20 protein-coding genes are annotated in these 21,177 nt (G+C 61.7%); 10 read left to right on the forward strand and 10 right to left on the reverse strand.

The window, feature by feature from the left end; genetic code table 11:
• The first annotated feature begins 300 nt into the window (after window positions 1-300).
• Complete coding sequence (locus tag ABSE61_RS17500; RefSeq protein WP_423872383.1) at window positions 301-846, forward strand: tetratricopeptide repeat protein; 546 nt, start codon at window positions 301-303, stop codon at window positions 844-846.
• A 92-nt stretch (window positions 847-938) separates the two neighbouring features.
• Here ABSE61_RS17500 and ABSE61_RS17505 read toward each other — a convergent pair whose 3' ends face one another.
• Window positions 939-2,519: a S10 family peptidase gene (locus ABSE61_RS17505; RefSeq protein ID WP_423872384.1), complete on the reverse strand. Its 1,581-nt coding sequence runs from the start codon at window positions 2,517-2,519 to the stop codon at window positions 939-941.
• A 192-nt stretch (window positions 2,520-2,711) separates the two neighbouring features.
• Between ABSE61_RS17505 and ABSE61_RS17510 the strand changes: the two genes are divergently transcribed.
• From ABSE61_RS17510 to ABSE61_RS17520, 3 genes are all read left to right on the forward strand, one after another.
• Window positions 2,712-3,491, forward strand: a complete 780-nt coding sequence (locus ABSE61_RS17510; RefSeq protein WP_423872385.1) for an NAD kinase — start codon at window positions 2,712-2,714, stop codon at window positions 3,489-3,491.
• Window positions 3,492-3,659: 168 nt separating this feature from the next.
• A complete protein-coding gene (locus ABSE61_RS17515; protein ID WP_423872446.1) occupies window positions 3,660-4,205 on the forward strand; it encodes a response regulator in 546 nt (181 codons plus the stop codon).
• Window positions 4,206-4,221: 16 nt separating this feature from the next.
• Window positions 4,222-4,797: an Hpt domain-containing protein gene (locus ABSE61_RS17520; RefSeq protein WP_423872386.1), complete on the forward strand. Its 576-nt coding sequence runs from the start codon at window positions 4,222-4,224 to the stop codon at window positions 4,795-4,797.
• A 141-nt stretch (window positions 4,798-4,938) separates the two neighbouring features.
• On the opposite strand, the gene ABSE61_RS17525 is transcribed toward ABSE61_RS17520, so the two are convergent.
• From ABSE61_RS17525 to folE, 4 genes are all read right to left on the reverse strand, one after another.
• Window positions 4,939-6,114 (reverse strand): DUF2336 domain-containing protein, encoded by a 1,176-nt coding sequence (locus ABSE61_RS17525; protein ID WP_423872387.1) that lies wholly within the window; start codon window positions 6,112-6,114, stop codon window positions 4,939-4,941.
• Between the two features lie 154 nt (window positions 6,115-6,268).
• Entirely contained in the window at window positions 6,269-7,336 is a 1,068-nt protein-coding gene (locus tag ABSE61_RS17530; protein WP_423872388.1) for a transglycosylase SLT domain-containing protein, read from the reverse strand.
• A 160-nt stretch (window positions 7,337-7,496) separates the two neighbouring features.
• Entirely contained in the window at window positions 7,497-7,925 is a 429-nt protein-coding gene (gene hisI / locus ABSE61_RS17535; protein ID WP_423872389.1) for a phosphoribosyl-AMP cyclohydrolase, read from the reverse strand.
• Between the two features lie 10 nt (window positions 7,926-7,935).
• The gene (gene folE / locus ABSE61_RS17540; RefSeq protein ID WP_423872390.1) at window positions 7,936-8,646 is read right to left on the reverse strand and encodes a GTP cyclohydrolase I FolE; all 711 of its coding nucleotides are present in this window, start codon (window positions 8,644-8,646) and stop codon (window positions 7,936-7,938) included.
• A gap of 235 nt (window positions 8,647-8,881) precedes the next feature.
• On the opposite strand from folE, the gene ABSE61_RS17545 reads away from it, so the two are divergent.
• Complete coding sequence (locus ABSE61_RS17545; RefSeq protein ID WP_423872391.1) at window positions 8,882-9,361, forward strand: iron-sulfur cluster assembly scaffold protein; 480 nt, start codon at window positions 8,882-8,884, stop codon at window positions 9,359-9,361.
• 26 nt (window positions 9,362-9,387) lie between these two features.
• Here ABSE61_RS17545 and ABSE61_RS17550 read toward each other — a convergent pair whose 3' ends face one another.
• Window positions 9,388-10,293, reverse strand: coding sequence for a COG3904 family protein (locus ABSE61_RS17550; RefSeq protein ID WP_423872392.1), 906 nt, complete (start codon window positions 10,291-10,293; stop codon window positions 9,388-9,390).
• A gap of 240 nt (window positions 10,294-10,533) precedes the next feature.
• Between ABSE61_RS17550 and yidD the strand changes: the two genes are divergently transcribed.
• Window positions 10,534-10,890 carry a membrane protein insertion efficiency factor YidD gene (gene yidD, locus ABSE61_RS17555; protein ID WP_423872393.1) on the forward strand — a complete coding sequence of 119 codons (357 nt, stop codon included), beginning with the start codon at window positions 10,534-10,536 and terminating at the stop codon, window positions 10,888-10,890.
• 115 nt (window positions 10,891-11,005) lie between these two features.
• On the forward strand, window positions 11,006-11,173 hold the full coding sequence (locus tag ABSE61_RS17560; RefSeq protein WP_423872394.1) for a hypothetical protein: 168 nt from the start codon (window positions 11,006-11,008) through the stop codon (window positions 11,171-11,173).
• Window positions 11,174-11,179: 6 nt separating this feature from the next.
• Here ABSE61_RS17560 and ABSE61_RS17565 read toward each other — a convergent pair whose 3' ends face one another.
• Both ABSE61_RS17565 and ABSE61_RS17570 read right to left on the reverse strand, forming a co-directional pair.
• The gene (locus ABSE61_RS17565) at window positions 11,180-12,415 is read right to left on the reverse strand and encodes a hypothetical protein (RefSeq protein ID WP_423872447.1); all 1,236 of its coding nucleotides are present in this window, start codon (window positions 12,413-12,415) and stop codon (window positions 11,180-11,182) included.
• Between the two features lie 2 nt (window positions 12,416-12,417).
• Window positions 12,418-13,797, reverse strand: a complete 1,380-nt coding sequence (locus ABSE61_RS17570; RefSeq protein ID WP_423872395.1) for an APC family permease — start codon at window positions 13,795-13,797, stop codon at window positions 12,418-12,420.
• 345 nt (window positions 13,798-14,142) lie between these two features.
• Here ABSE61_RS17570 and ABSE61_RS17575 point away from each other — a divergent pair, with 345 nt between their 5' ends.
• Window positions 14,143-15,441 (forward strand): alpha/beta hydrolase, encoded by a 1,299-nt coding sequence (locus ABSE61_RS17575; protein WP_423872396.1) that lies wholly within the window; start codon window positions 14,143-14,145, stop codon window positions 15,439-15,441.
• A gap of 12 nt (window positions 15,442-15,453) precedes the next feature.
• Here ABSE61_RS17575 and ABSE61_RS17580 read toward each other — a convergent pair whose 3' ends face one another.
• Both ABSE61_RS17580 and ABSE61_RS17585 read right to left on the reverse strand, forming a co-directional pair.
• A complete protein-coding gene (locus tag ABSE61_RS17580) occupies window positions 15,454-16,635 on the reverse strand; it encodes an MFS transporter (protein ID WP_423872397.1) in 1,182 nt (393 codons plus the stop codon).
• Between the two features lie 142 nt (window positions 16,636-16,777).
• Window positions 16,778-17,899 (reverse strand): hypothetical protein, encoded by a 1,122-nt coding sequence (locus tag ABSE61_RS17585; RefSeq protein ID WP_423872398.1) that lies wholly within the window; start codon window positions 17,897-17,899, stop codon window positions 16,778-16,780.
• A gap of 337 nt (window positions 17,900-18,236) precedes the next feature.
• Here ABSE61_RS17585 and thrS point away from each other — a divergent pair, with 337 nt between their 5' ends.
• Together thrS and ABSE61_RS17595 are read left to right on the forward strand one after the other, a co-directional pair.
• Window positions 18,237-20,279: a threonine--tRNA ligase gene (gene thrS / locus ABSE61_RS17590; protein ID WP_423872399.1), complete on the forward strand. Its 2,043-nt coding sequence runs from the start codon at window positions 18,237-18,239 to the stop codon at window positions 20,277-20,279.
• A 249-nt stretch (window positions 20,280-20,528) separates the two neighbouring features.
• Window positions 20,529-21,092 (forward strand): nitroreductase family protein, encoded by a 564-nt coding sequence (locus tag ABSE61_RS17595; RefSeq protein ID WP_423872400.1) that lies wholly within the window; start codon window positions 20,529-20,531, stop codon window positions 21,090-21,092.
• The last annotated feature ends 85 nt before the right edge of the window (window positions 21,093-21,177 follow it).

Genomic DNA, 21,177 nt, shown 5'->3' on the forward strand with positions numbered 1-21,177 from the left:
TCGGATGGCCGGCTTCGTTGATCTTGATGTGACCTTACGAGGTGGCCGCTGAACCCGCCGTGAAGCCGAACAACGGCTTTCGTTCATCTCAATGAATTCCTCGTCATGTTCGACGAGTTATGCGTAAAATGGTTCGATTGGCATTTCGTCGCCGAACGACTTCGCAGGATTATCTTTGTCTCCCCGCGAAAAATTCCCGAAAACCACAAAAAAAAGTCGCCGGAATGATCTCAAACTCCGGGTGTTCAAGTCGATGGGCTCCAGTGTAGGGTTGCCCATGACCTCAATCAGGAGAAACGCATGACCAAAACTGCGATCCGGCTTTTGACCCTTGCGATGTATGCCACCGCGATGGTGGCGATGCCCATGGTCAATTCAGCCAAGGCTGCGGGTGGCGATACCCCCTCGCCGCCGGCCGACTCGAGCAAGGACAAGAAAAAGAAGAACGACAAGAGCTCGAGCATCGACGATCCGAAGTTCCTCGAAGGCTATCGTACGGCCTACACCACGATCTACGATCGCCACGACTATACTTCCGCGATCGCGCAGCTGAAGGCACTGGGTCAGGACGAAGTCGCCGACGTTGCCAATCTGATCGGCTATTCCTACCGCAAGCTCGGCGACTACAAGGTTTCACAGGTCTGGTATGAGCGCGCGCTCCAGGCCGATCCGAACCATGTCCGGACCTGGCAGTATTACGGCTTGTGGCAGCTCGAACAGGGCAACCGCGAATCCGCCCAGTATCATCTGGGCCGCATCCAGCAGATCTGCGGCACCGACTGCGCCGAATACAAGTCGCTGGCGATGGCCCTCAACCAGCCGGCAGGCACCGGCCTCGTTTACTGATCGCGGCAAACGACCGGAATTGTTGGCCGGCGCAGGCGACTGCGCCGGTTTTTCTTATATGCACGATCCGAAAAAAGTGCGCAGCGGCTTTCCTACTTCATCAACGCTTCCGCCTCGCTGCGGAACGCCTGACGCGAATCTTCGCGCGAATAGAACATATGCCCGCCGGGATAGACCATCAGCTTCACCCGATCGGGCGAACCAAAAGTCGGTAATTGATCGAGCCGGATTTTCGTCCCGAAATAGGGCGTGGCGAGATCGAACAGTCCGTGGCCGATCAGAAGCTTCAATTTTGGATCGAGCGCGAGGATTTGCCGAAGCTCGGAGATCGACTGAACCTGATTCATGCCGCGTCCGTAATCCCAGGAAATCGAGCGGTTCAGCAGACGATAAGGCCCGTCGGGATGCCAGTTAAGTGTGTGCGTGGAGAGCTCGATGGCGGCAGTGGTCAAAGGCGCAACCAATGTATCGCCGGAAGGGTCGTCAGCCGGGGCGGAATTTGAGTTCGGATTGGGGTCGAAGCCCAGCACCGAACCATCATAGCGCCCCGCTACCTTGCCGTCGCGGCGATCGAACTCGCGGCGAAACACCGAAACGTCGAGTCGCCCCGCGAGCCGCCGGGCAACCGCCTGATCGATGCCCGTCAGCGCCGAGACGCTGTCGGCCAATCGCGTGGTGGCCTCGCTGTCCGCTTCGCCCTTGACCAGATCGACGAGAAAATCGCCGCGCGCATAGGCTTCGACGTCGGCCATGTCGGCGCGTGTGACCGGATGTTTGGCTTCGCGCGCAATCGCCGCCATCGAAGGCAGGTTGATGACATATTGCATCAGGTTCGATCCGGCGAAATCGCGGAAATCGAGTGCCGGAGAAATCAGGATCAAGCCATTGACGCCGATGCCTTGCCGGCTCTGCAATTCGTTCACGATCTTGGGCCCGCGGATGCCGCTATAACTCTCGCCGACAATGAATTTGGGCGACAGCAGGCGATCGGCTTTCTCCAGGTAACGGCGAATGGTGACCGCCAGCGCGTCGACGTCGCCATCGACCGAGAGGAAGCGTTTGCGGACCTCCTCATCGGTCGAAACGAAGCGGCTATAGCCGGTGTCGACGGGGTCGACGAAGACGAGATCGGTAAAATCGAGCCAGGTTTCGGCGTTGGGCTTCAGATCGGGAGACGCTGATGGAATCGCGTTCTCGCCTTCGATCGACAACCGCCAGGGTCCGGCGCAGCCAAGTTGCAAATAGGCCGAAGATGCCCCCGGTCCGCCATTGAAGAAAAAGGTCACGGGGCGGCGGCGCGGGTCGCCACCATCTAATTGATAGGCCGTGTAGGCAATATCGGCTTGCGGTTCGCCGCTGCTTGCATTGAACAGTCGAAGCGAGCCTGCCGTTGCGGTGAAAGCGAGCGTCCGCCCGTTCACGACAATGGTTTGCTTGGTGGTGGAATCCTCTGGCAGCCGGCGCGTCTCACCCGACACCGCAGCCGCGTTACTGCGCGAAGACGACGGTCCCGCTTTCTGGCCGGAAGGCGCCGCGGAAGACTGCGAAGCCGCAGCTGACGGGGAAGACGGCTGCGGCTTGGCATCCTGACCGCCGGCCCCGTTTGCAAGCGCCAGCGTTGCCAGAGCCACGAGGCCAACGGTCGCAGGTCGGATCGTCGTTAATCTTGTCAAGTTTTTCTCCTGCCTGCCGCAAGCAATGCGATGATTTCGACGCGCTGAAGGATATATTCAGCGTCGGCGGCGAATTTTAGCCCTGCTTCCCGCGACCGTCTCGACAAGCCCCGCCATGGTCGTATAGACGACCATCCACTCCGCCCGGATGACCTGCATCTTGGCCGCGCACAAAACACCCCTGGTGATTTTATGACCACGTCCAAGCCATATGACCGGATTGCCTTTGTCGCGAGCGCCGGCGTGGAAGCGCAGGAGGCCCTGGCGCGGCTGGTTGCAGCCTACGGCAATCATGATCCGTCCGATGCGGACATTATCGTCGCGCTCGGCGGCGACGGCTTGATGCTGCAAACCCTGCACCAGCACATGCATTCCGGCAAACCGATTTACGGCATGCATCGCGGCACGGTCGGCTTTCTGATGAACGAATTTTCGACCCATCATCTGCACGAACGTCTGGCGGCCGCGCGCGAAACGCTGATCAATCCGCTTCTGATGCGCGCCACCGACGTGGACGGCGTCGTTCACCTACATCACGCCATCAACGAAGTCGCGCTGTTTCGCCAGAGCCATCAGGCCGCGCGCCTGCGAATCCTGATCGACGAGCACGAACGCATGCCCGAGCTGATTGCCGACGGCATCCTGGTGGCCACGCCCGCCGGCTCGACCGCCTATAATCTGTCGGCACAGGGACCGATCCTGCCGATCAATGCCGCCCTGCTCGCGCTGACGCCGATCAGTCCGTTCCGTCCGAGGCGCTGGCGCGGTGCGCTGCTTCCCAATACCGCCTTCGTCGTCATCGAAGTGCTCGAAGGCGACAAGCGCCCGGTGGCCGCGGTCGCCGACCATGACGAGGCGCGCGACGTGCGCCGTGTCGAGGTTCTGTCCGACAAAACCATTTCGATGCGGATGCTGTTCGATCCCGGCCATAGCCTCGACGAACGTATCCTACGCGAACAGTTCGGCTACTGAAGCCGCCTTACGTCCGGGATACCCCGTCCCAGGTCCATACCCGCTTGCCGTGCCTTAAAAGTTGCGCGAACGGCCTTTGAAGGGCGCGGTCGCAACCATTCATTAACGCAGGCGCGATATGGTTAACGACGGGTATACCGCTTGTCGGCTGTCCCGAAGGGCGCGACCATGTTCCGTATCGATTTCAACAAGCTCCGATTCCTCATTTGCGACGACAACCCGCACATGCGCCGCATCTTGCGCACGCTGTTGCATTCATTCGGCGCGCGCGAGGCTTACGAAGCCGAAGACGGCGCGACCGCGCTCGAAATGTACACCCACTACGTCCCCGACATCGTCATCACCGACTGGGCGATGCCGATCTTCGACGGGCTTGAGCTCGCACAGATGATCCGGCAGCCGGAATCAAAGGGTAACCCCTACGCCCCGATCATCATGCTGACCGGTCATTCCGAGAAACGGCGCGTCACCGTGGCGCGCGATGCGGGCGTGACCGAATTTCTTGCGAAGCCAATTTCCGCCAAAGGCCTGTATCAACGCATCCTGAACGTCGTCGCCAATCCGCGCCCGTTCATCAAGACCAAGACCTATTTCGGCCCGGACCGCAGGCGCAACCCCAACGGCGCCTATATCGGGCCGGAGCGGCGCGTCGGCGGCGAAATGGAAATCCTTCAGCAGCCCTCGCTGCTCGACAAGGCCAAATCCGGCATCTAGCAGGAAGACAAACCGCATGCCGAACAGCAAATCCGACATCGAGATCCAGAAATTCGCCGATCACCATGTGATCACTCAGCCCAATCCGCTGCGCAAGGTGATGCGACGGATGGCCGATGACGAGATCGACGATCCCGTTGCGCGCGCGGAAAAGGCGCTCGCCGATCTGTCCGGTGAATTCAGGCACTGGATGGAAGTCGAAGTCGAGCGGCTTGCGGCTGCCCATGCCATCATTCTCAAGGACGGTTTTACGAAAACCGCGCGCGACGAACTCTTCCGCGCCGCCCATGACATCAAGGGCGACGCCGTCACCTTCGGCTTTCCTCCAGCCGCAGCCGTCGCCGAGAGCCTGTGCCGGATCATCGAACACGCCCCCGATCTGTCACGGGTGCCGTCGGATCTGATCGCACACCATATCAACGCTGTTCAGGCGATCGTGCATCAGCACACCAAGCTCGACAGTATCAGCATGTCGAACGAACTGAGCCGGCGCCTGCGTGGCGTCGCCGACGAATATCTAGCCCGCGTCAATCGCGATCGGCCCGAACATCTCGAGGCCATCATGGCGCCGAGCATCGTGCCGGCGGATTGAGGCTATTTGGTCGTCCCCGCGAAGTCGGGGACCCATACGCCGCGGCTCATCAATTGGGCGATTTGGCTGACAATATCTAAATAACATGCATCGATGGTTATGGGTCCCTGCATTCGCAGGGACGACGGCCGAACAGTCAAGCTACGCCGCGACCAGACTGTACTGCATCGGCGCGACGGCTTCCTCGGCGGCGAGTTCCTCGCAGAACAGGCGCGCCTCTTCCCGCGCCGATTCCGTCGCAAAACGCCGCAGCAGAATCAGAAGCGGGCTTGCGGCATCCTGATCGGCTTCGCATTGGGTCAATACGCGTTCGACCATGCGGCGGCGCAAGCGTGCCGCACCCGCGAGCGTGTCGATAAAGCCTGCCTCTTGAATGACGTCTAGCGCGGCGCGGAATGCAGCGAATGTCGATTGCGGTAAGCCGGCTCGTTTCAGGAGCGCCACCAGGCTTGCTTCGCCGCGATCAAGCAATAGCGAGGAGACACGGGCGCGCGGCAGACCGGACAATTCGGCCAGCGCGGCCTCGAACAATTCGAGATTGCCTGAGAGCAACGCCCGCAGGATCAAACCCGCGGTCAGCTGCGAGGTCGCGCGCAGATGCGCAATCAGTCCGCGCATGTCGTCGCCGCGCGAAGACGCCGCGATGTTGACGGTGGAGCGATCGCGCGCCTCGCCCGCCACCCGTTCGGCACGGTCGGCGCTCAGCCAGTTCTTGGCGACGACGAATTGCGCCAGCGTATCCGACAATTTGGCGACCAGGGCTGCCCGCGTGGCGGCGGGCAGATCCTCGAGCACCAGCATCGATTCCCTGATCGCGGCAAGATGACCGTGGCGCTCGACGATGCGGTCCCAGGAAAACGGCGGAAGTTCCGCATAGGCGTTTTCGATCAATTCCAGCGCCGCGGCCGCGGTGCCGACTTCGGCGATCGCGGCGCAAACAGAGGCCGGCAAATTGACGCGGCGGGCGATCGCGCATTGCGTCTCGCCATCGCCGGTGGCCGCGATGTCGACGAGGTCCGCATCGATCAAAAGCGGTGAATGTTCGAGGATCGGCAAAGCGACCGAGGACTGATCGAGCGCCAAAGCCTGCACGATGGCTGCGGGCGCCTCCTGACTGCGCGCGAACACCTCCGCCATCGCCCGGCGCACCAGAGGCGAGGCGTCATCGAGCAACATCAATAGCGCGCCTTCGGCCGCCGTCCTGTCGTCTTCGGAAAGATCGGAGATGAGCCAAGCCCGCGCCAGGGCCCGCGTCGCTTCGGCGCGTTCGCCGGCGGGGGCCGTCTTTATCCAACTGATGAACTGGCGAACGATCATTGCCCTGCCGGCTTACGCAAAAAACCCTGGCGCCTTGGTGTTGCGCCAATGCAAGACAAAATAAACCACGACGCTTAACAAAGCGTTCACTATAAGCGGCTGGCTTCATTGACGTTTTGTTAAGGCCTGCGGCGCCCCCACCCTCTCCCTTGGGCTAGCCGCTGAAGGTGCCGCTGCGATCGCTGAAGAGATCGAGCCCGCTGCCAGAAGCAGCCGTGGGCAGCACCGCGACCGAGGCCGACGGCGTTGATGGACTTGATGATGCCGGCGTATCCGACGTCAGCGAGCCGGAGTTGCCCCATAACTCGCGGACGGCTTGCGAGACCGGCTGTGCCGGCCCGCCGTCCTGAAACAGCGAACGGAAGACCGGACTTGCCGGCACGGCGGCCGCAGAGGTCGAGGCCACGGCGGCGGCCGTCGCAACGGTCGCGGCGGGTGCGACCGATCGGGTGTCCGGAAAGCTCGAGAGAAAGCTCGCGGTATCGGCCACGGATGGACTTGGCGCCGCGCTCGCCACAGCCACGCTTGGCTTGACGACGTCGCCGCCGGCGGACGCCATCGCGCTTTGGGTCGCCGATGAAGTGGCTGCGCTGTCGTAACGCTGCTGGAGCACCGCATAGACTTCGGAGACGGTGCGCGCCCGCCCCGTCGTGCGGTCATAGAAGATCGAGCGGTTGGCGGCAGCCGCATTCGGAAACAACCGCGCGGCGGAAGCTTGTCCATTATCCTCGGCATTGGCGATCAGCTTGGCGGCGCCGCCGACGCCCATGAAATGGGCCAGGTACAATTCGCTGTCGCTCGGGCGCCGGCCGATCATGCCGGTGAGCTTGAAACTGTTGGATTGAGTGAACGCCGCGGCCATGTCGGAAGCGACCGTCGGGTCGTCCCGCAGCTTCATGATCGCCTTCCGCGCATCAGGGTCGGACACTGAGTAGCTGCCGTCGGAAGACTTGGTGATCATGTCGGCATAGCCGCCGTAACCGATCTGAGCACCAGCTTCCTTGAAGGTGGTGAGCCAGGTCTGGTCGATGAACTGAAACAGACCACGGGCCGAAGATGTCGAAGCCCCCGCCGTCGGATTGAAATCCGATTCCATCTTCGCGGTCGTCAGGAGATATTGAAAGCTGGTGCCGCTCGAAGCCGCGGCCTGCTTGATCGCGCCGGCCACGCGCGCGCGCGCAGGATCGACACCTGCCGTGGCATTCGATGTGTCGACCGACATTGTCGGGTCTCCGCTCCCCGCGAAATGACCTTGATTTCTGGTGACCGACGCGAAGGCTCCCACCAGCGCTTCAGCCGGACTCAACAGTGCGGCTGACATGGTTAAGAGTGGGTTAAGAGAGGTCCTTAGGCGCCGCCCATGGAGAAGCAAGGGCAACGCATCACTTGCGATAGACCGCCTTCGGATCGAATTGCCGGCTAGCATCCACGAACGACAACCGCGCGCCGCCATCGGCCGCCTCGACCTTGCGGTAGAAGCAGGAATGCCGGCCGGTGTGACAGGCTGCGCCGGTCTGCTCGACGCGGATCCAGACCGCATCCTGGTCGCAGTCGGTGCGCATCTCGACCACGCGCTGGACGTGGCCGGAGGTTTCGCCCTTGCGCCACAGCGCCTGGCGCGAGCGGCTGTAATACCAAGCTTCGCCGGTCGCGATGGTCTTGCGGAGCGCCTCCTCGTTCATATGCGCGACCATCAGCACCTCCGATGTCGAGGCATCGGTGGCAACGCAGGTAACAAGGCCGTTGGCATCGAATTTGGGCCGGAGCGACAGCCCTTCTTCGATGTCGTTGCTCTCGGGTGAGGTGGACACAGATTTAACGCTAGCGCTGCGGCGATCGTACCAGGGACATAAAACGCGCCTGTTCCGCCGGGTTGTCGCGGAACATGCCGGTGTAGCGGCTGGTGAAGGTCATCGCGCCATGTTTGGCGACGCCGCGGACCGACATGCAGGTATGCTCGGCCTCGATCAGGACGGCGACGCCGCGGGGTTTGAGAACTTCATCGATGGCCGCCGCAATCTGTGCCGTCAGATGTTCCTGGGTCTGCAGGCGGCGCGCGAAGATATCCGTAAGACGCGCCAGCTTCGACAGGCCGACCACGCGCTCCACCGGCGTATAGGCGATGTGCGCCCGGCCGTAGAACGGCATCATGTGATGCTCGCATTGCGAGGTGAATTCGATGTCGCGCACCAGCACGAAGTCGTCATAGCCCGCGGTTTCGCCAAACGTGCGATCGAGCACTTCGGCCGGGCACTGGTGGTAGCCCTGATACAGTTCATCGAAGGCCTCGACGACGCGGCGTGGCGTGTCGAGCAGCCCCTCGCGTCCGGTGTCTTCACCGATATAGCTGAGCAAGGTCTGCACTGCCGCTTCGGCCTCAGAGCGCGACGGCCGAGGCTGATCGGGGCGCACGGCGGCGGCCAGAAATTCGGAAGGATCAAGCTCAGCAGGCCTGACGTCCAAAGGCTTCGTTTCGGTAGCCTTCAGCTCGGAAGTATTTGCTGGGCGGAGGGATTTGATCAATGCGTCCATGTCAGCTCCGTTCGACCGGTCGGCAAGACCGGAGTGTCACCGGCAGACGGGGCGTTATATCGCCTGGCGCCTGAGTCCCCCACAGATATCGTCTTACGGTGGCCGATGGGTAACCGGTTTCCGACCACCTTATGAGATTGGCGGGGTGTATTTCCGCCATTCCCCGCCATATATAGGGGCATGCGCCTTGGCCGCCAAGGGCGAGGCGGACCGGCGGGGGTGAAAGTGCCGACCTATGCTAAACGATATCTACAACAAGCGGATCATCGAACTCGCCGGGAACATCCCCCGACTCGGCCGCCTGCCCTCGCCTGATGCGACCGCGACCGCGCATTCAAAGCTTTGCGGATCGACGGTAAAGATCGACCTCAAGATGGACGGCGGCGTCGTCACAGACTTTGCCCACGACGTGAAGGCCTGCGCGTTGGGTCAGGCCTCGTCCTCGATCATGGCTTCCCATGTCATCGGCTCTACGGCCAGCGAATTGCGTGAGTTGCGCGAGACGGTTCGCAAGATGCTCAAGGAAAACGGCAAGCCGCCCGACGGTGGCAAATGGGCCGATATCGCTTTGCTCGAGCCGGTCCGCGACTACAAGGCGCGGCACGCCTCGACGATGCTGACCTTCGATGCGGTGGTGGATGCGATCGGCCAGATCGAGACCAAGAATGCATCCGAGAGCACTACTGAAAAAACAGCGCAGCCGGCCTCGGTATAAAGCGCACTTTCCAGGCTGGATCAACGCTACTGCGCCGGGGCTGCCGCGACGTTGGCCTTCGGCGCGAGAGCCTCGGCGGTCCGGGTGGATTTCGCAGCCGGCTCGGCCGCATCGTTCACCGCCGAACTCGTAAAACGATCCTGAACCGGCTTGGTGGCCAGCACCACGCCTTGCATGACCGAGCCACCCATCGGCGGCAGCACTTCGGCGACCGCGTCTGTGGTCACGAGATTGGTCAGCCGTAGTTCGTCGCGCGACAGTTCATGCAGCGCTTCCCAGGGCGGGACGTTGAGCGAGAGCGCGAGCAGATCGCCACCGCCGCCCATCTCGAAGGTGTATTTCGCAAGCCGCCCGATATCGCGTTCCACGATCATCAGATCGTCGGCGGAATAGCTCGCGGCGCGCGCATCGTCGGCGCGGTCGCCCATCCAGATCTGATGCACCCGCACATGCGCGGTCTCCGGCACATAACGCGCCTTGCCGGACAACAACAGGAACACGCACATCGACTCGCAATAGGCTTCGGGCTCGACGGCGCCGCGATCGCCCTGCGTGGTGTGGGTTCGGATGCTGGTGCCGACCGTCGTCATCAGACCGAGATTGCGAAAACGCCGTCCGAGCGTGATGGAGTCGTTCACCGAGCCGCCGCTGGAATCCAGGACAATGGTCGCGCCGCGCAGATCGCGTCCCTGCGCGAAATCCTCAAAATCCTTGGGGCTCTCTGCCGTTACGATACCGACCGCGCTGATCCAGCCGCTGCAATGCGGCTGACAAGCCACCCAGTTAAACTGCATCGGCAGCTTGCGCTCTTCGAGCGTTCCGCCCGCATGGGCCAAACCGCCAAGTACGGCCAGGGCCCCCGGCACAGCAAGACAGGCAACCGTCACGGTCAACACCGCCCAGCCGCGGAAGCGAAGTCCGACGAGTTTCAATTTGGTTCCTTCCCCGCAATCGCTAACAAGCGGCTGCTCCGGTTCAAAACGAAACAAAAAACGAGTCTGTCATCCCCACGTTATGAAACGTAAACGGAGTTGACCGAATCGTCCAGAGAACCTTTGTTGCGCCGCCGCACAAACCGTTGATATTTCTAAAACTGTGGCACAATTATTAGCGCGGAGAGTTCCCTGCGCTGGAACCAAGCAATTGCCGCTTAAACACTCAGCAAGCCGCCCATGAAGCATACGCCGTTCAAGCTGCCTTCGCTGTCCGCGCGCTGCGGGGATTGCGCGCGCGGCGTCGAACGACTGCCGCGACATGCAGGCCGCGCGATGATCTGGCTCTACCGGCACACGCTTTCGCCGCTGGTCGGCTACAACTGCCGGCATCTGCCGACATGCTCGGTTTATGCCGATGAAGCGATCGGGCGTTTCGGATTGTGGGCCGGCGGATGGATGACACTGGCGCGGGTGTTGCGCTGTCAGCCGTTCGGCACCGCGGGGATCGACAACGTGCCCGCAACAAAACCCGACGGCGCGCGCTGGTATTTGCCGTGGCGGTTCGGACGCTGGCGCGGCGTTAACGCGGCCTGACGTTATTACGCTGCACTACGCTGCGTTGCATCATCCGAAATGGTTGCCAAGGCGTCGGAACCGGCGCTTTATCGCTGAATTGGTTCGATGTCTCCTCTAAGGGAGGACGTCAACGATGCGCTGGAAATTTCGACCTAGTGGTCACGATCCACGCCAGATCGATTTGTTGGCGGTTGTCGCGATCCTGATCGTCATTGTCGCGGTCGGCGAATTTCTGACCGGACATTCCAAAGCTCACTTCACCAGCAGCTTCGTTGAGCCGAGCCAGACCGTGCGCTGGTAGCGCGCCTCACTGGAACCAAAGAAATTTGTGGGCGGGTTCGGGCGGCGGTGGCGCTGGTGACGGCGGTGGCCGGGGCTTGCGCGGTCGAGGTTTGGGCACGAGCTGAGCTACCGGCTCGGTCGATGAGGTCGTCTCCGCCGCCACCGAACCATCGTCCGGCAAGCGCACGGACAACAGCAGGTTCGATTCATACGAATGCCAGCGATAGCCGATGCCAAAATCCATCGGCTGGGCACGGCGGAACAGCTCAGCATAGGATTGCTGATATTTGTTCGGAAATTCGGAGATCGGGCCGGCATAGCGGCCGAACGGAAGCAAGCGCCATTTCTTCGGGCTGTAATAGCCGAGCGGAATTCCGGAATCGTCCTGAATGATCGTTGCGCTGTTGGCGAGAATGAAGTCGCGCACCGTCGAGAAGCTGCCGGAGTGCAGAAGATACGAGGCACTCTTGATCAGGCTCGAGCCGGGCGCGAGCGTGGCGCAGAACTTCAGAAAGCCGCTGGACCTGACACCGGAGTCCGACAGATCGGTCGAGAAATAATACAGCGTCCTGTCCACGCCATCGCTTCCCGCAAACACGATCCTCAACCCCCGCGTGGCGTTGGTGCCAGGATTGTCGCTGGCAAAATAGGCTGTCCCCTTGTCGTCGAGCGCCACCGTCGAGACGTTCTTGATGGTCTTGCCGGAGCGCGCCAGGAAGACATAGAGCAGCGGCATCGCGCCGTTGATCTGCCCTTCATGCAGATCGACTTTCATCTTCTTGGTGATGAAGAACGAGAAACTAAGGATCGAGCCGAGTGAATGTTCGACATTGGCGAGCGCCGCATCGACGCCTCCGCGCGGCACCTTTGTCAGGTCCGGCACCAAGCCCGGGGGCTCGAGCGCGCTTAGCACATAGGTGGTGGCCTTCGGATAAAACGCGTCGGCGTAAAGAAAGTCGGGTCCGGAGAACATGTAGAACATGGTCGGCTTCGGCGCGGCGAGGTTGGCGTCCGACCAGGCGCGGACTTTCGACATCTGCCGTTGGTCGAGTTGTCCGAACGCGGAATCGAAAAACTTTGCATGGCGCTGCCAGGCCGGATCCTTGGTCAAGGCCACCAGCGGCGAGTCGGCTGACGGCATCATGCCGGCGAGGAAACGCGCGGTATCGTCGGGCGTGACGTCAGCGGCGTGAACGGCCGCAAATGCGGCCGCAAGAAAGAAGGCCGCCGCTACGGCTGCAATTTTGAAAGTGCGAAGGATCACTAGCTGCGACCTGTCGTATGCGTTGGTGATGGGATCGCAGCGGGGCCGGAATCGTCCTTTTTGCGGAAGACGAGGTAGATCAGAAGGCCTGACACCATAATCAGAGCACCAAAAAAGGACTGCAGCGGCCGTTCGACGACAAGATAGTACATCATGAAAAGGGTCACGAGCAGGAAAATAATCGGCGTGACCGGGTATCCCCAGGCGCGGTAGGGCCGCGGCAAGTCAGGCCGCGTGATACGCAGCTTGATCACGCCGAGCACCGTGAAGAACGAACAGAACAGCAGCGAGAACTGAATGAAATCGAGCACCGCCTCGAAGCTGCGGGTCAACAGCATCAAGGTCGCGACCGCGAGCTGAAACAGGATGGCATAGGCCGGCGCGCCTTGCGTCGATTTGCGGGAAAAAACCCGGAGCGCCGGGATATCCTCGCCCATCGTCATCATCACGCGCGGACCGATCCACATCATCGCGCTGATCGACGATATCAGCCCGATGCAGATCATCGCGCCGACGATGCGCCCGCCGATCTCGCCGAACATGTACGTGCCGGCAATGCGGGCAACATCGAGTTGGCCGGCCAGTTTGTCGATCGGCGCGCTGTGAAGGAATACGGCGTTGAGCGCCACGTAGAGCACGAGAACGATCAACGTGCCTGAAAACAAGGCACGCGGGAGATTCTGGCTGGCGTCGCGCAGCTCGCCGATGATGTAGGTCGCGGCATTCCAGCCCGAAAACGAATACATCACGAAAACAAGTCCGATCGCGAACGGCGCGCTGGCGACATAGCCGATGTCGCTCTCTTGCGGCGTGAACGACACGGCTTGCGGCGTGCCGACGACAAAGCCCGCGATCAGGAAGGCCGTGATCAGCACCACCTTCAGGATGGTCGAGATCAACTGGAAGGTCGAGGAGTGCTTGACGCCGGTAAGCTGGACCAGCGACACCGCCCAGACCGTGCCGACCGCCAGTAGCAAAGACGGCGCGCCGGCGAAAATCGCCCGGCCATATTGCTCAAGCGCCATCGCCGCGAGCGCCACCGGAGCGGCGAAGCCGACGGTGGCCGACACGAAACCTGCGACGAAACCGAAAGCGGGATGGTAGGCGCGGCTTAAAAAATTGTACTCGCCGCTCGAGCGCGGAAACATCGCGCCGAGTTCGCTGTAGGAAAACACGCCGCACAGCGCGACGATGCCGCCCACGCTCCAGAGCGCGAGGATCGCAAAGCCCGAAGGGATGTCCTTGACCTGAAAGCCGAGGCTGGTGAAGACACCGACGCCGACCATGTCGGCGACGACAATGGCGGTTGCAACCGCGACCGAAACCGTCGACCCGCCGGAGAGCCGGCCTCCCAACGCCGGGGTTTCTGAAGCCGCCATGTTCGCCCGCACGTCGGGCCCCATGCCCTGCCGCTAACATCGTGCGTGGCAGCTTCGGCCAATTCAAGGAGAGCGGGTAACAATTTAAATCCACACCGATTTTGGTGTTTGAATACCTTTTTAGGCGTTATCAGTGCATTTCCGGCAGCGAGCCCACAATCAGGACACGATTTCGTGTTGCTTGGACCATTCCGGGAATGGGGAGAAATTTCCGGAAGATTAACGTCACCGCAACACTAGTGCGGTGGAGTTGGCATCCGCTTCGGTGTTGCTCGCGAGTTCTCATAGCGAATGCCAAATCCGAACCCGCACTAGCGACTTACGGCGGTTGGGGCAAAGGGGTGGATGGTCGGGGCCAATCCGAAATCTGAGACCTATGTTCGCGTGACGCCGGCTAAAAAAGCCGGATCGCCGCGTCGTGCGCGTTCGCGCGCCATCCCACAGCGTCGCTGGCTCCCTCTCCTCTCGGCCCTCATCCCGCTCTCATTCACGCTCATCCAATGCAGCAAGGCGCCCAGCGCCGGCTCGCTCGCCGCCAACGTGCAAGGCTCCAGCGATACGTTCGACGACCGTTTCCCTCAGCCGCAATTCAAGGATCGCTTTCCCACCGCCGCCGAAAGCTTGCAGCAGCGGCCGGCGAACGTGGCGGACGCACAAACCCGGCGGACCGTCCAGACGCAGCCTTATCGCGTCGCTTCGCTGGCGCCGACCCTGCCCTATCAGCGTTCGGCGCACGAAGAGCAAACGGCCCTGATCGGATTGAAATCGTCCGCCTTCCCCTATTACGGCAACAATCCACGCACCGAGACGCCGTTCCTCAACGTCGCCAATGGCGACCGTCACGGCCACCGCAGCTATTCCGGCCGCGTCTACTGGCAGGACGAGACCTTCAACGACAACCGCGTGCTGATGCACGTCCCAGAACATTTCGACGTCAACAAACCCGGCGTCATCGTCGTGTTTTTCCACGGCAACGGCGCGACACTCGAACGTGACGTGCGCGACCGGCAGCTGCTGCCGCAGCAGATTTCGGATTCAGGCGCCAACGCCGTGCTGCTCGCACCGCAGCTCGCGGTCGATGCCGCCGATTCCAGCGCCGGCAAATTCTGGCAGCCCGGCGGGCTCAAGCGCTTCATCAATGAATCGGCCGATCATCTCGCCAAGCTCTACGGCGATCCGAACGCGGCCAAGACATTTGCCAATATGCCGATCGTCATCGTCGGCTATAGCGGCGGCTTCGTCCCGACCGCCTGGAGCCTCGACGTCGGCGGGGTCGGCAATCGCGTCCGCGGCGTCGTGCTGCTCGATGCGGTCTATGGCGAGCTCGACAAGTTCGCCTCCTGGGTCGCCAACAACCGCTCCGGATTCTTCGTCAGCGCCTATACCCGCTACACCCAGCGGCACGATCAGGAACTAATGCAGATGATCCGCGACAAGGGCATCGCCGTATCCGACGACATGGATGGCCCGTTGCGTCCGGGCAGCGTCGTCTTTGTCAAAACGCCTGACGGCGTGACGCATCGCGACTACGTCACGCATGCATGGACCGACAGGCCGGTACGCGAAGTTCTCGCCAAGATGGCCTTGACCCCTGCGCTGACGCGGTTTGCGGCGAGCAACGCCGATAGCTCGATCAGCCGATAGAAGACTTCGCGGTTAGCTTTTCGCCACCGAAAAGCGCCGCGTCAAAATCACCGTGGTCAGCGCCAGCGCGACAAAAGCGGTGCCGGCATAGCCTATGCCGCGCAGCAGGTCGTGCGCATACAACAAGCCGCCGAGCCCCGAACCGATCGCCTGCCCTACATACAGAAACGACGTGTTGAGCGACACCGAGGCGGAGGCGAGCTCAGGCGCCGCGGCCACGAGGCGAACCTGTTGCATCGAATTGCTCGAGGCAAACCCCAGCCCCCAGATCGCCGCCGAGCACGCCATCAGCGGATAGAAGCCCGCGGAGAGCGCCCATCCGCTGATCCCGGCCAGCACGAACGCGACGCACAGCATCGACGTCTTCAAGGGCCCCCAGGAATCGACTACACTGCTGACAATGACAATCCCGATAAAGCCGCACACGCCGTAGATCGCAAAGACCAGTCCGACTGCATCGGAGCCGACCTGCGTCAGCCGCGACAATAGCGGCCCCATATAGGTGAAGACCGCGAACTGGCCCGACATCAATAGCGTGGTAATCACAAGCAGCACGACGATCACGCGATTACGCGCCAGATCGGCCCATGTCTTGAGATCGACCGGCGCGCCGACGAGGCCCGCGGGCAACCGCCATATCAAGAGCAGAAAGCTCAAGGCCCCGAGGACACTGATGCCGCCAAAAGCCGCGCGCCAGCCATAACGGCTGGCCATGAAGGTGATCAACGGCAGCCCGACGGCGGCCGCCAGCGACCAGCCGAGAAACACATAGGCAATCGTGCCGCCGCGTTTTTCCGCCGGCACGATCAGCGCGGCCGTGCCCGCGGCCTGCGGCGTATAGAGGGCGCCGACCGCCAGCATCACAAGACGGATGAGCAGAAGCGTCGTATAGCCCGGCGCAAACGCGGAAAGCGCGTTGCCGAGCGCAAGCACGGCGAGCGTGACCGCGAGCAAGGTACGGCGCTCGATCCGGCTCGTCAGCCACGCCGTCAGCGGCGAGCCGATACACAGCACCATCGCACCAAACGTCACCAGAAGACCGGCAGTGTGGACGGTGATACCGAGATCGGACGACAGCTCGATCAGCATGCCCGCCGGCGCGAGGATCGATGAGCCGGTGACGAAATTCCCAAACATCAGCACGGTCGGCGCAAAGCGGCGATGGACCGGACTGTCGGACGACGGCTTTTGCATGCATGCGCATCTAGACCAGCCGAACGCCGATGGAAAGGGCAGCAAAGAATTTAGTTGGACGCAGAGCGGCATCCATGAAAGAAAGTCGCGCGCCACATGAGAGAACGTCGTCCGTTTTCCGTCTCAAGACACAAAAATCGCGCTACTTCGCAGCTGCCTCACTCGACCGGACGGCCGCAGCCTCTCTCGTCGGTGGACAGGTCGCGAGCAATCTCTCCAGCGCGCCGTCCCAACCCTCGTTGGACAATTTGGTGGTTTGCGGGAGCATGCGCCCGTCTGAAGCAACCGCCGTCTCTGTGATTTCAATTTGGGGCTGACCCACCAGCGAATCCAATCGCGACCGTATCAATCGCATGCCCCACTGCTCGAAGTTGGACGCGCTTCCCACAAGCGATGGACCACTGAAATAGACCGGGCTCGCACCGCCATGCGTGATCGCGACCAAGGCACCCGCGCGCACCGGCCGCTGAAAGTCCAAAGCGAAGCGATCCGTATTGAAGCAGGTAACGCGCCATTGCATCAGCCTGAAAGAAGTTTCACCCGGCGCCCTCACCGTGGCGATCTTTCGCACCATGTTGAACGTACCGCGCTCAAACCGCCAGGCAGTCTCGGCGAACTCGCGGCGGTCTATACCGAAGCGCGCGATCTCTTCGCGCGTGAGAACGTGAATGTCTTCGAACTTGACGGTCCTGGTGAGCGCGAGCAGTCCGGCATCGATTCCCATTTTGGCGAGGTAGGCCGAAGCGACGCGGTCGGCACGCTCGCGACCGCGCTGGTTCGCCGCGGCGATCACGAAGGCCTCCGGCTGGCCCCCGTGAAAGTTGAGGATGACCTTTGGCGAATGGATGGCCAGGATCGCATCCGGCGCGACTTCATGGACGGCGACGCCGAAAAAGGCATAAGGACAGGCCGAAGCACAGATCGCACCGCTGGTGAAGAGATCGCCGTGGAGTTCGCGGCCCGAGCGCTTGAGTTTGACACAGACGTCGCTGTCCTGCGCCTCGAAGCCGCATTCCTGCACCATGGCTCGCCCCACCCTGGCAACGCTGGTCCTGCCGTGAAGCAGGTTCCCCATCGCGATGGCCTGATCGAGGTTGCCGCCGGGAGAGGCGAAATAGATCGGCAGGTTGCGATCACGAAGGCGATCCAAAAATGTCTTGAGACGCGCGGCCGTGTCGGCCTCGACCTTTCCTTCGGCTTCGATCCACGTGTCGCAATCGCTGCCGCAGGCGCCGGGCGCGCCCTTGACGACATAGAATGCCATAGGCTCTTCGGGCGACTTCGGCGCCTGTGGCCGTTGCTTCAATGAGACTGCGGATGCCCCGCCACAAGTCAGCGCACAGGTCAGCACGAGGGCAGCAACGGCGCGCACGATCATGGGGAATGAATGAAGGCCGGTCGAACAAACGGGAGAGCATCCGAACTTAACAAGTCCGCCTCCGCAAGTCCACGTTCAACAACCAAAGGATGCGCTCAAACCCGCGGCGATTCCGCCGATTTTGTCGGCCCATACCGATTGCATCGGCCGATTCCCCTGCTATACCGCTCTCCATCCCGCTTACCTGCGCTCGTTCGCAGGAGTGAGCTTTGAGGAGACGAACATGTCCGACAAGAATCCGCCCGCATCGGGATTCCAATACAGCCTCACGAATTTGAAGCCGGCCGACCCCGTGCATAAGGTCACCCTCACCTTCCCGGACGGCGCCAGGCGCGAGTATCCCAAAAGCACCACCGGACTGGAAATCGCCAAGGGCATCTCGCCTTCGCTCGCCAAACGTACGGTGGCAATGGCGCTGGACGGCGAATTGGCCGATCTCAACGATCCAATCGAGAATGACGCAAAGATCGAGCTGGTCAACCGCGACGATCCGCGCGCGCTCGGACTGATCCGCCACGATGCCGCTCACGTGCTCGCCGAAGCGGTGCAGTCGCTGTGGCCCGGCACGCAGGTGACGATCGGGCCCGTGATCGAAAACGGATTCTATTACGACTTCTTCCGCAACGAGCCGTTCACGCCGGAAGATTTCGCGGCCATCGAGAAAAAAATGCGCGAGATCGTCGCGCGCGACAAGCCCTTCACCAAGGAAGTCTGGGACCGCGAAAAGACCAAGCAGGTCTTCCGCGACAAGGGCGAGAACTTCAAGGTCGAACTGGTCGACGCCATTCCCGGCAACGAGCCAATCAAGATCTATTTCCAGGGCGACTGGTTCGACCTGTGCCGCGGCCCGCATATGACCTCCACGGGGAAGATCGGCAACGCCTTCAAACTGATGAAGGTGGCGGGGGCTTACTGGCGCGGCGATTCCAACAATCCGATGCTGACGCGCATCTACGGCACAGCCTTCGCCAAGCAGGAAGACCTCGATGCTTACCTGAAGCAGATCGAGGAAGCCGAAAAGCGCGACCATCGCAAACTGGGCCGCGAGCTCGACCTGTTCCACTTCCAGGAGGAAGGCCCGGGCGTGGTGTTCTGGCACGCGAAGGGATGGACCATCTTCCAGGCGCTGATTGCCTATATGCGCCGCCGCCTGACCGGCGATTACAGCGAGGTCAACGCGCCGCAGATCCTCGATAAGTCACTGTGGGAAACTTCCGGCCACTGGGACTGGTACCGCGAGAACATGTTCGCGGCACAATCCGCCGGCGATGAGGCCGAAGACAAACGCTGGTTTGCGCTCAAACCGATGAACTGCCCTGGCCATGTGCAGATCTTCAAGCACGGCCTGAAGAGCTATCGCGACCTGCCGCTACGCTTGGCGGAATTCGGCATCGTGCATCGTTACGAAGCATCGGGCGCCATGCACGGCTTGATGCGGGTGCGCGGATTTACCCAGGACGACGCTCATGTGTTCTGCACCGAAACCCAGCTTGCGGAAGAATGCCTCAAGATCAACGAGCTGATCCTGTCGACCTACGCTGATTTCGGCTTCGAGGGTGAGCTGACGGTCAAGCTCTCGACCCGTCCCGAAAAGCGCGTCGGCACCGATGCGATGTGGGACCATGCCGAACGCGTCATGGCGACGGTGCTGCAGGAGATCAAGGCCCAGAGCAACCACATCAGGACCGAGATCAATCCGGGCGAAGGCGCTTTTTACGGGCCGAAGTTCGAATATGTGCTGCGCGATGCGATCGGCCGCGACTGGCAATGCGGCACCACGCAGGTGGACTTCAACCTGCCGGAGCGCTTTGGCGCCTTCTACATCGACGCCGACGGCTCGAAGAAGGCGCCGGTGATGGTGCATCGGGCGATCTGCGGCTCGATGGAGCGTTTCATCGGCATCCTGATCGAGCACTATGCCGGCAACTTCCCGCTCTGGCTGGCGCCGATCCAGGCGGTCGTCACCACCATCACTTCCGAAGGCGATGAATACGCCAAGGTGGTCGCGGCCGCCGCGCGGCGCGCGGGCCTGCGTGTCGAGATCGACCTGCGCAACGAGAAGATCAACTACAAGGTCCGCGAACATTCGCTGGCGAAGATTCCGGCGCTTCTTGTGGTCGGCAAGAAGGAAGCCGAAACGCATTCGGTCTCGGTGCGACGGTTGGGCAGCGACGGGCAGAAAGTGACGACCACCGATGAGGCAATCGCGGCCCTTGTCGAAGAAGCCACGCCGCCGGACGTGAAGCGGGCGCGGCTAGTGGAGTAGATTTGACATTCGCGATCCCGTAGCCCGGAATTCGCAATGCGAATGTCAAATCTGAAACTCCACTAGAGACCTATATTTTTAGTGGCCCTTTGATTCTAACATTTGCAAAAGTGCCTCCGACGGTAGCGTGCAAATGTTAGAATCGGACCGCTACTCGCCTGATCTTCATAATCGCTCTAAAAGCGCTTCCGCCCGCGTGGTGACGCGCTTATCTCTGCCGGTGCGACCGCCATCCATAGAGGACATTTCGTGCCCGACGCCCTGGAATTTCTGAAGACCCGCCGTTCCGTCAAGCCGCGCGAGATGAGCGGCCCCGGCCCCTCGCCGGCCGAGCTTGAAACCATTCTGACGATCGGCGCGCGGGTGCCCGATCACGGCAAGCTCGCGCCATGGCGCTTTATTGTTTTCGAGGGCGATGCGCGGGTTCGCGCCGGAGGGGTCATTGCCGGCGTCTTTGCGCGGAAAAACCCAAATGCGTCGCCGGCCGAGATCGATGTCGAGAAGCGGCGCCTGACCGATGCCCCGCTGGTCATCGGTGTCGTCAGCTTCACAAAACCGCATCCCAAGGTCCCGCCGTGGGAGCAGGAGATGTCGGCGGGCGCTAGCGCCATGAACATCGTGACGGCGGCGACCGCGCTCGGCTATGGCGCCTGCTGGCTTTCAGGGTGGTTTTCCTTCGACCGCGAAGTGCTCGCCGGCCTCGGATTGAAGGCGGACGAAAAGCTCGCCGGCTTCATCCACATCGGCACGGTGTCAAAGCCGAGCGAGGACCGGCCGCGGCCTGCGCTGTCGGAGATCGTGACGCGGTTTTAGCGCGTACCCCGCCGTTCAGGAGCGAGCGGTCGTTTTCGGACATGGTCAACGGCAAGCGGGTGGTCCAACCGCTCGGTCGCTTGTA

The organism is Bradyrhizobium sp., from assembly GCF_049519115.1.
In the GTDB taxonomy this organism is placed as follows: Bacteria; Pseudomonadota; Alphaproteobacteria; order Rhizobiales; family Xanthobacteraceae; genus Bradyrhizobium.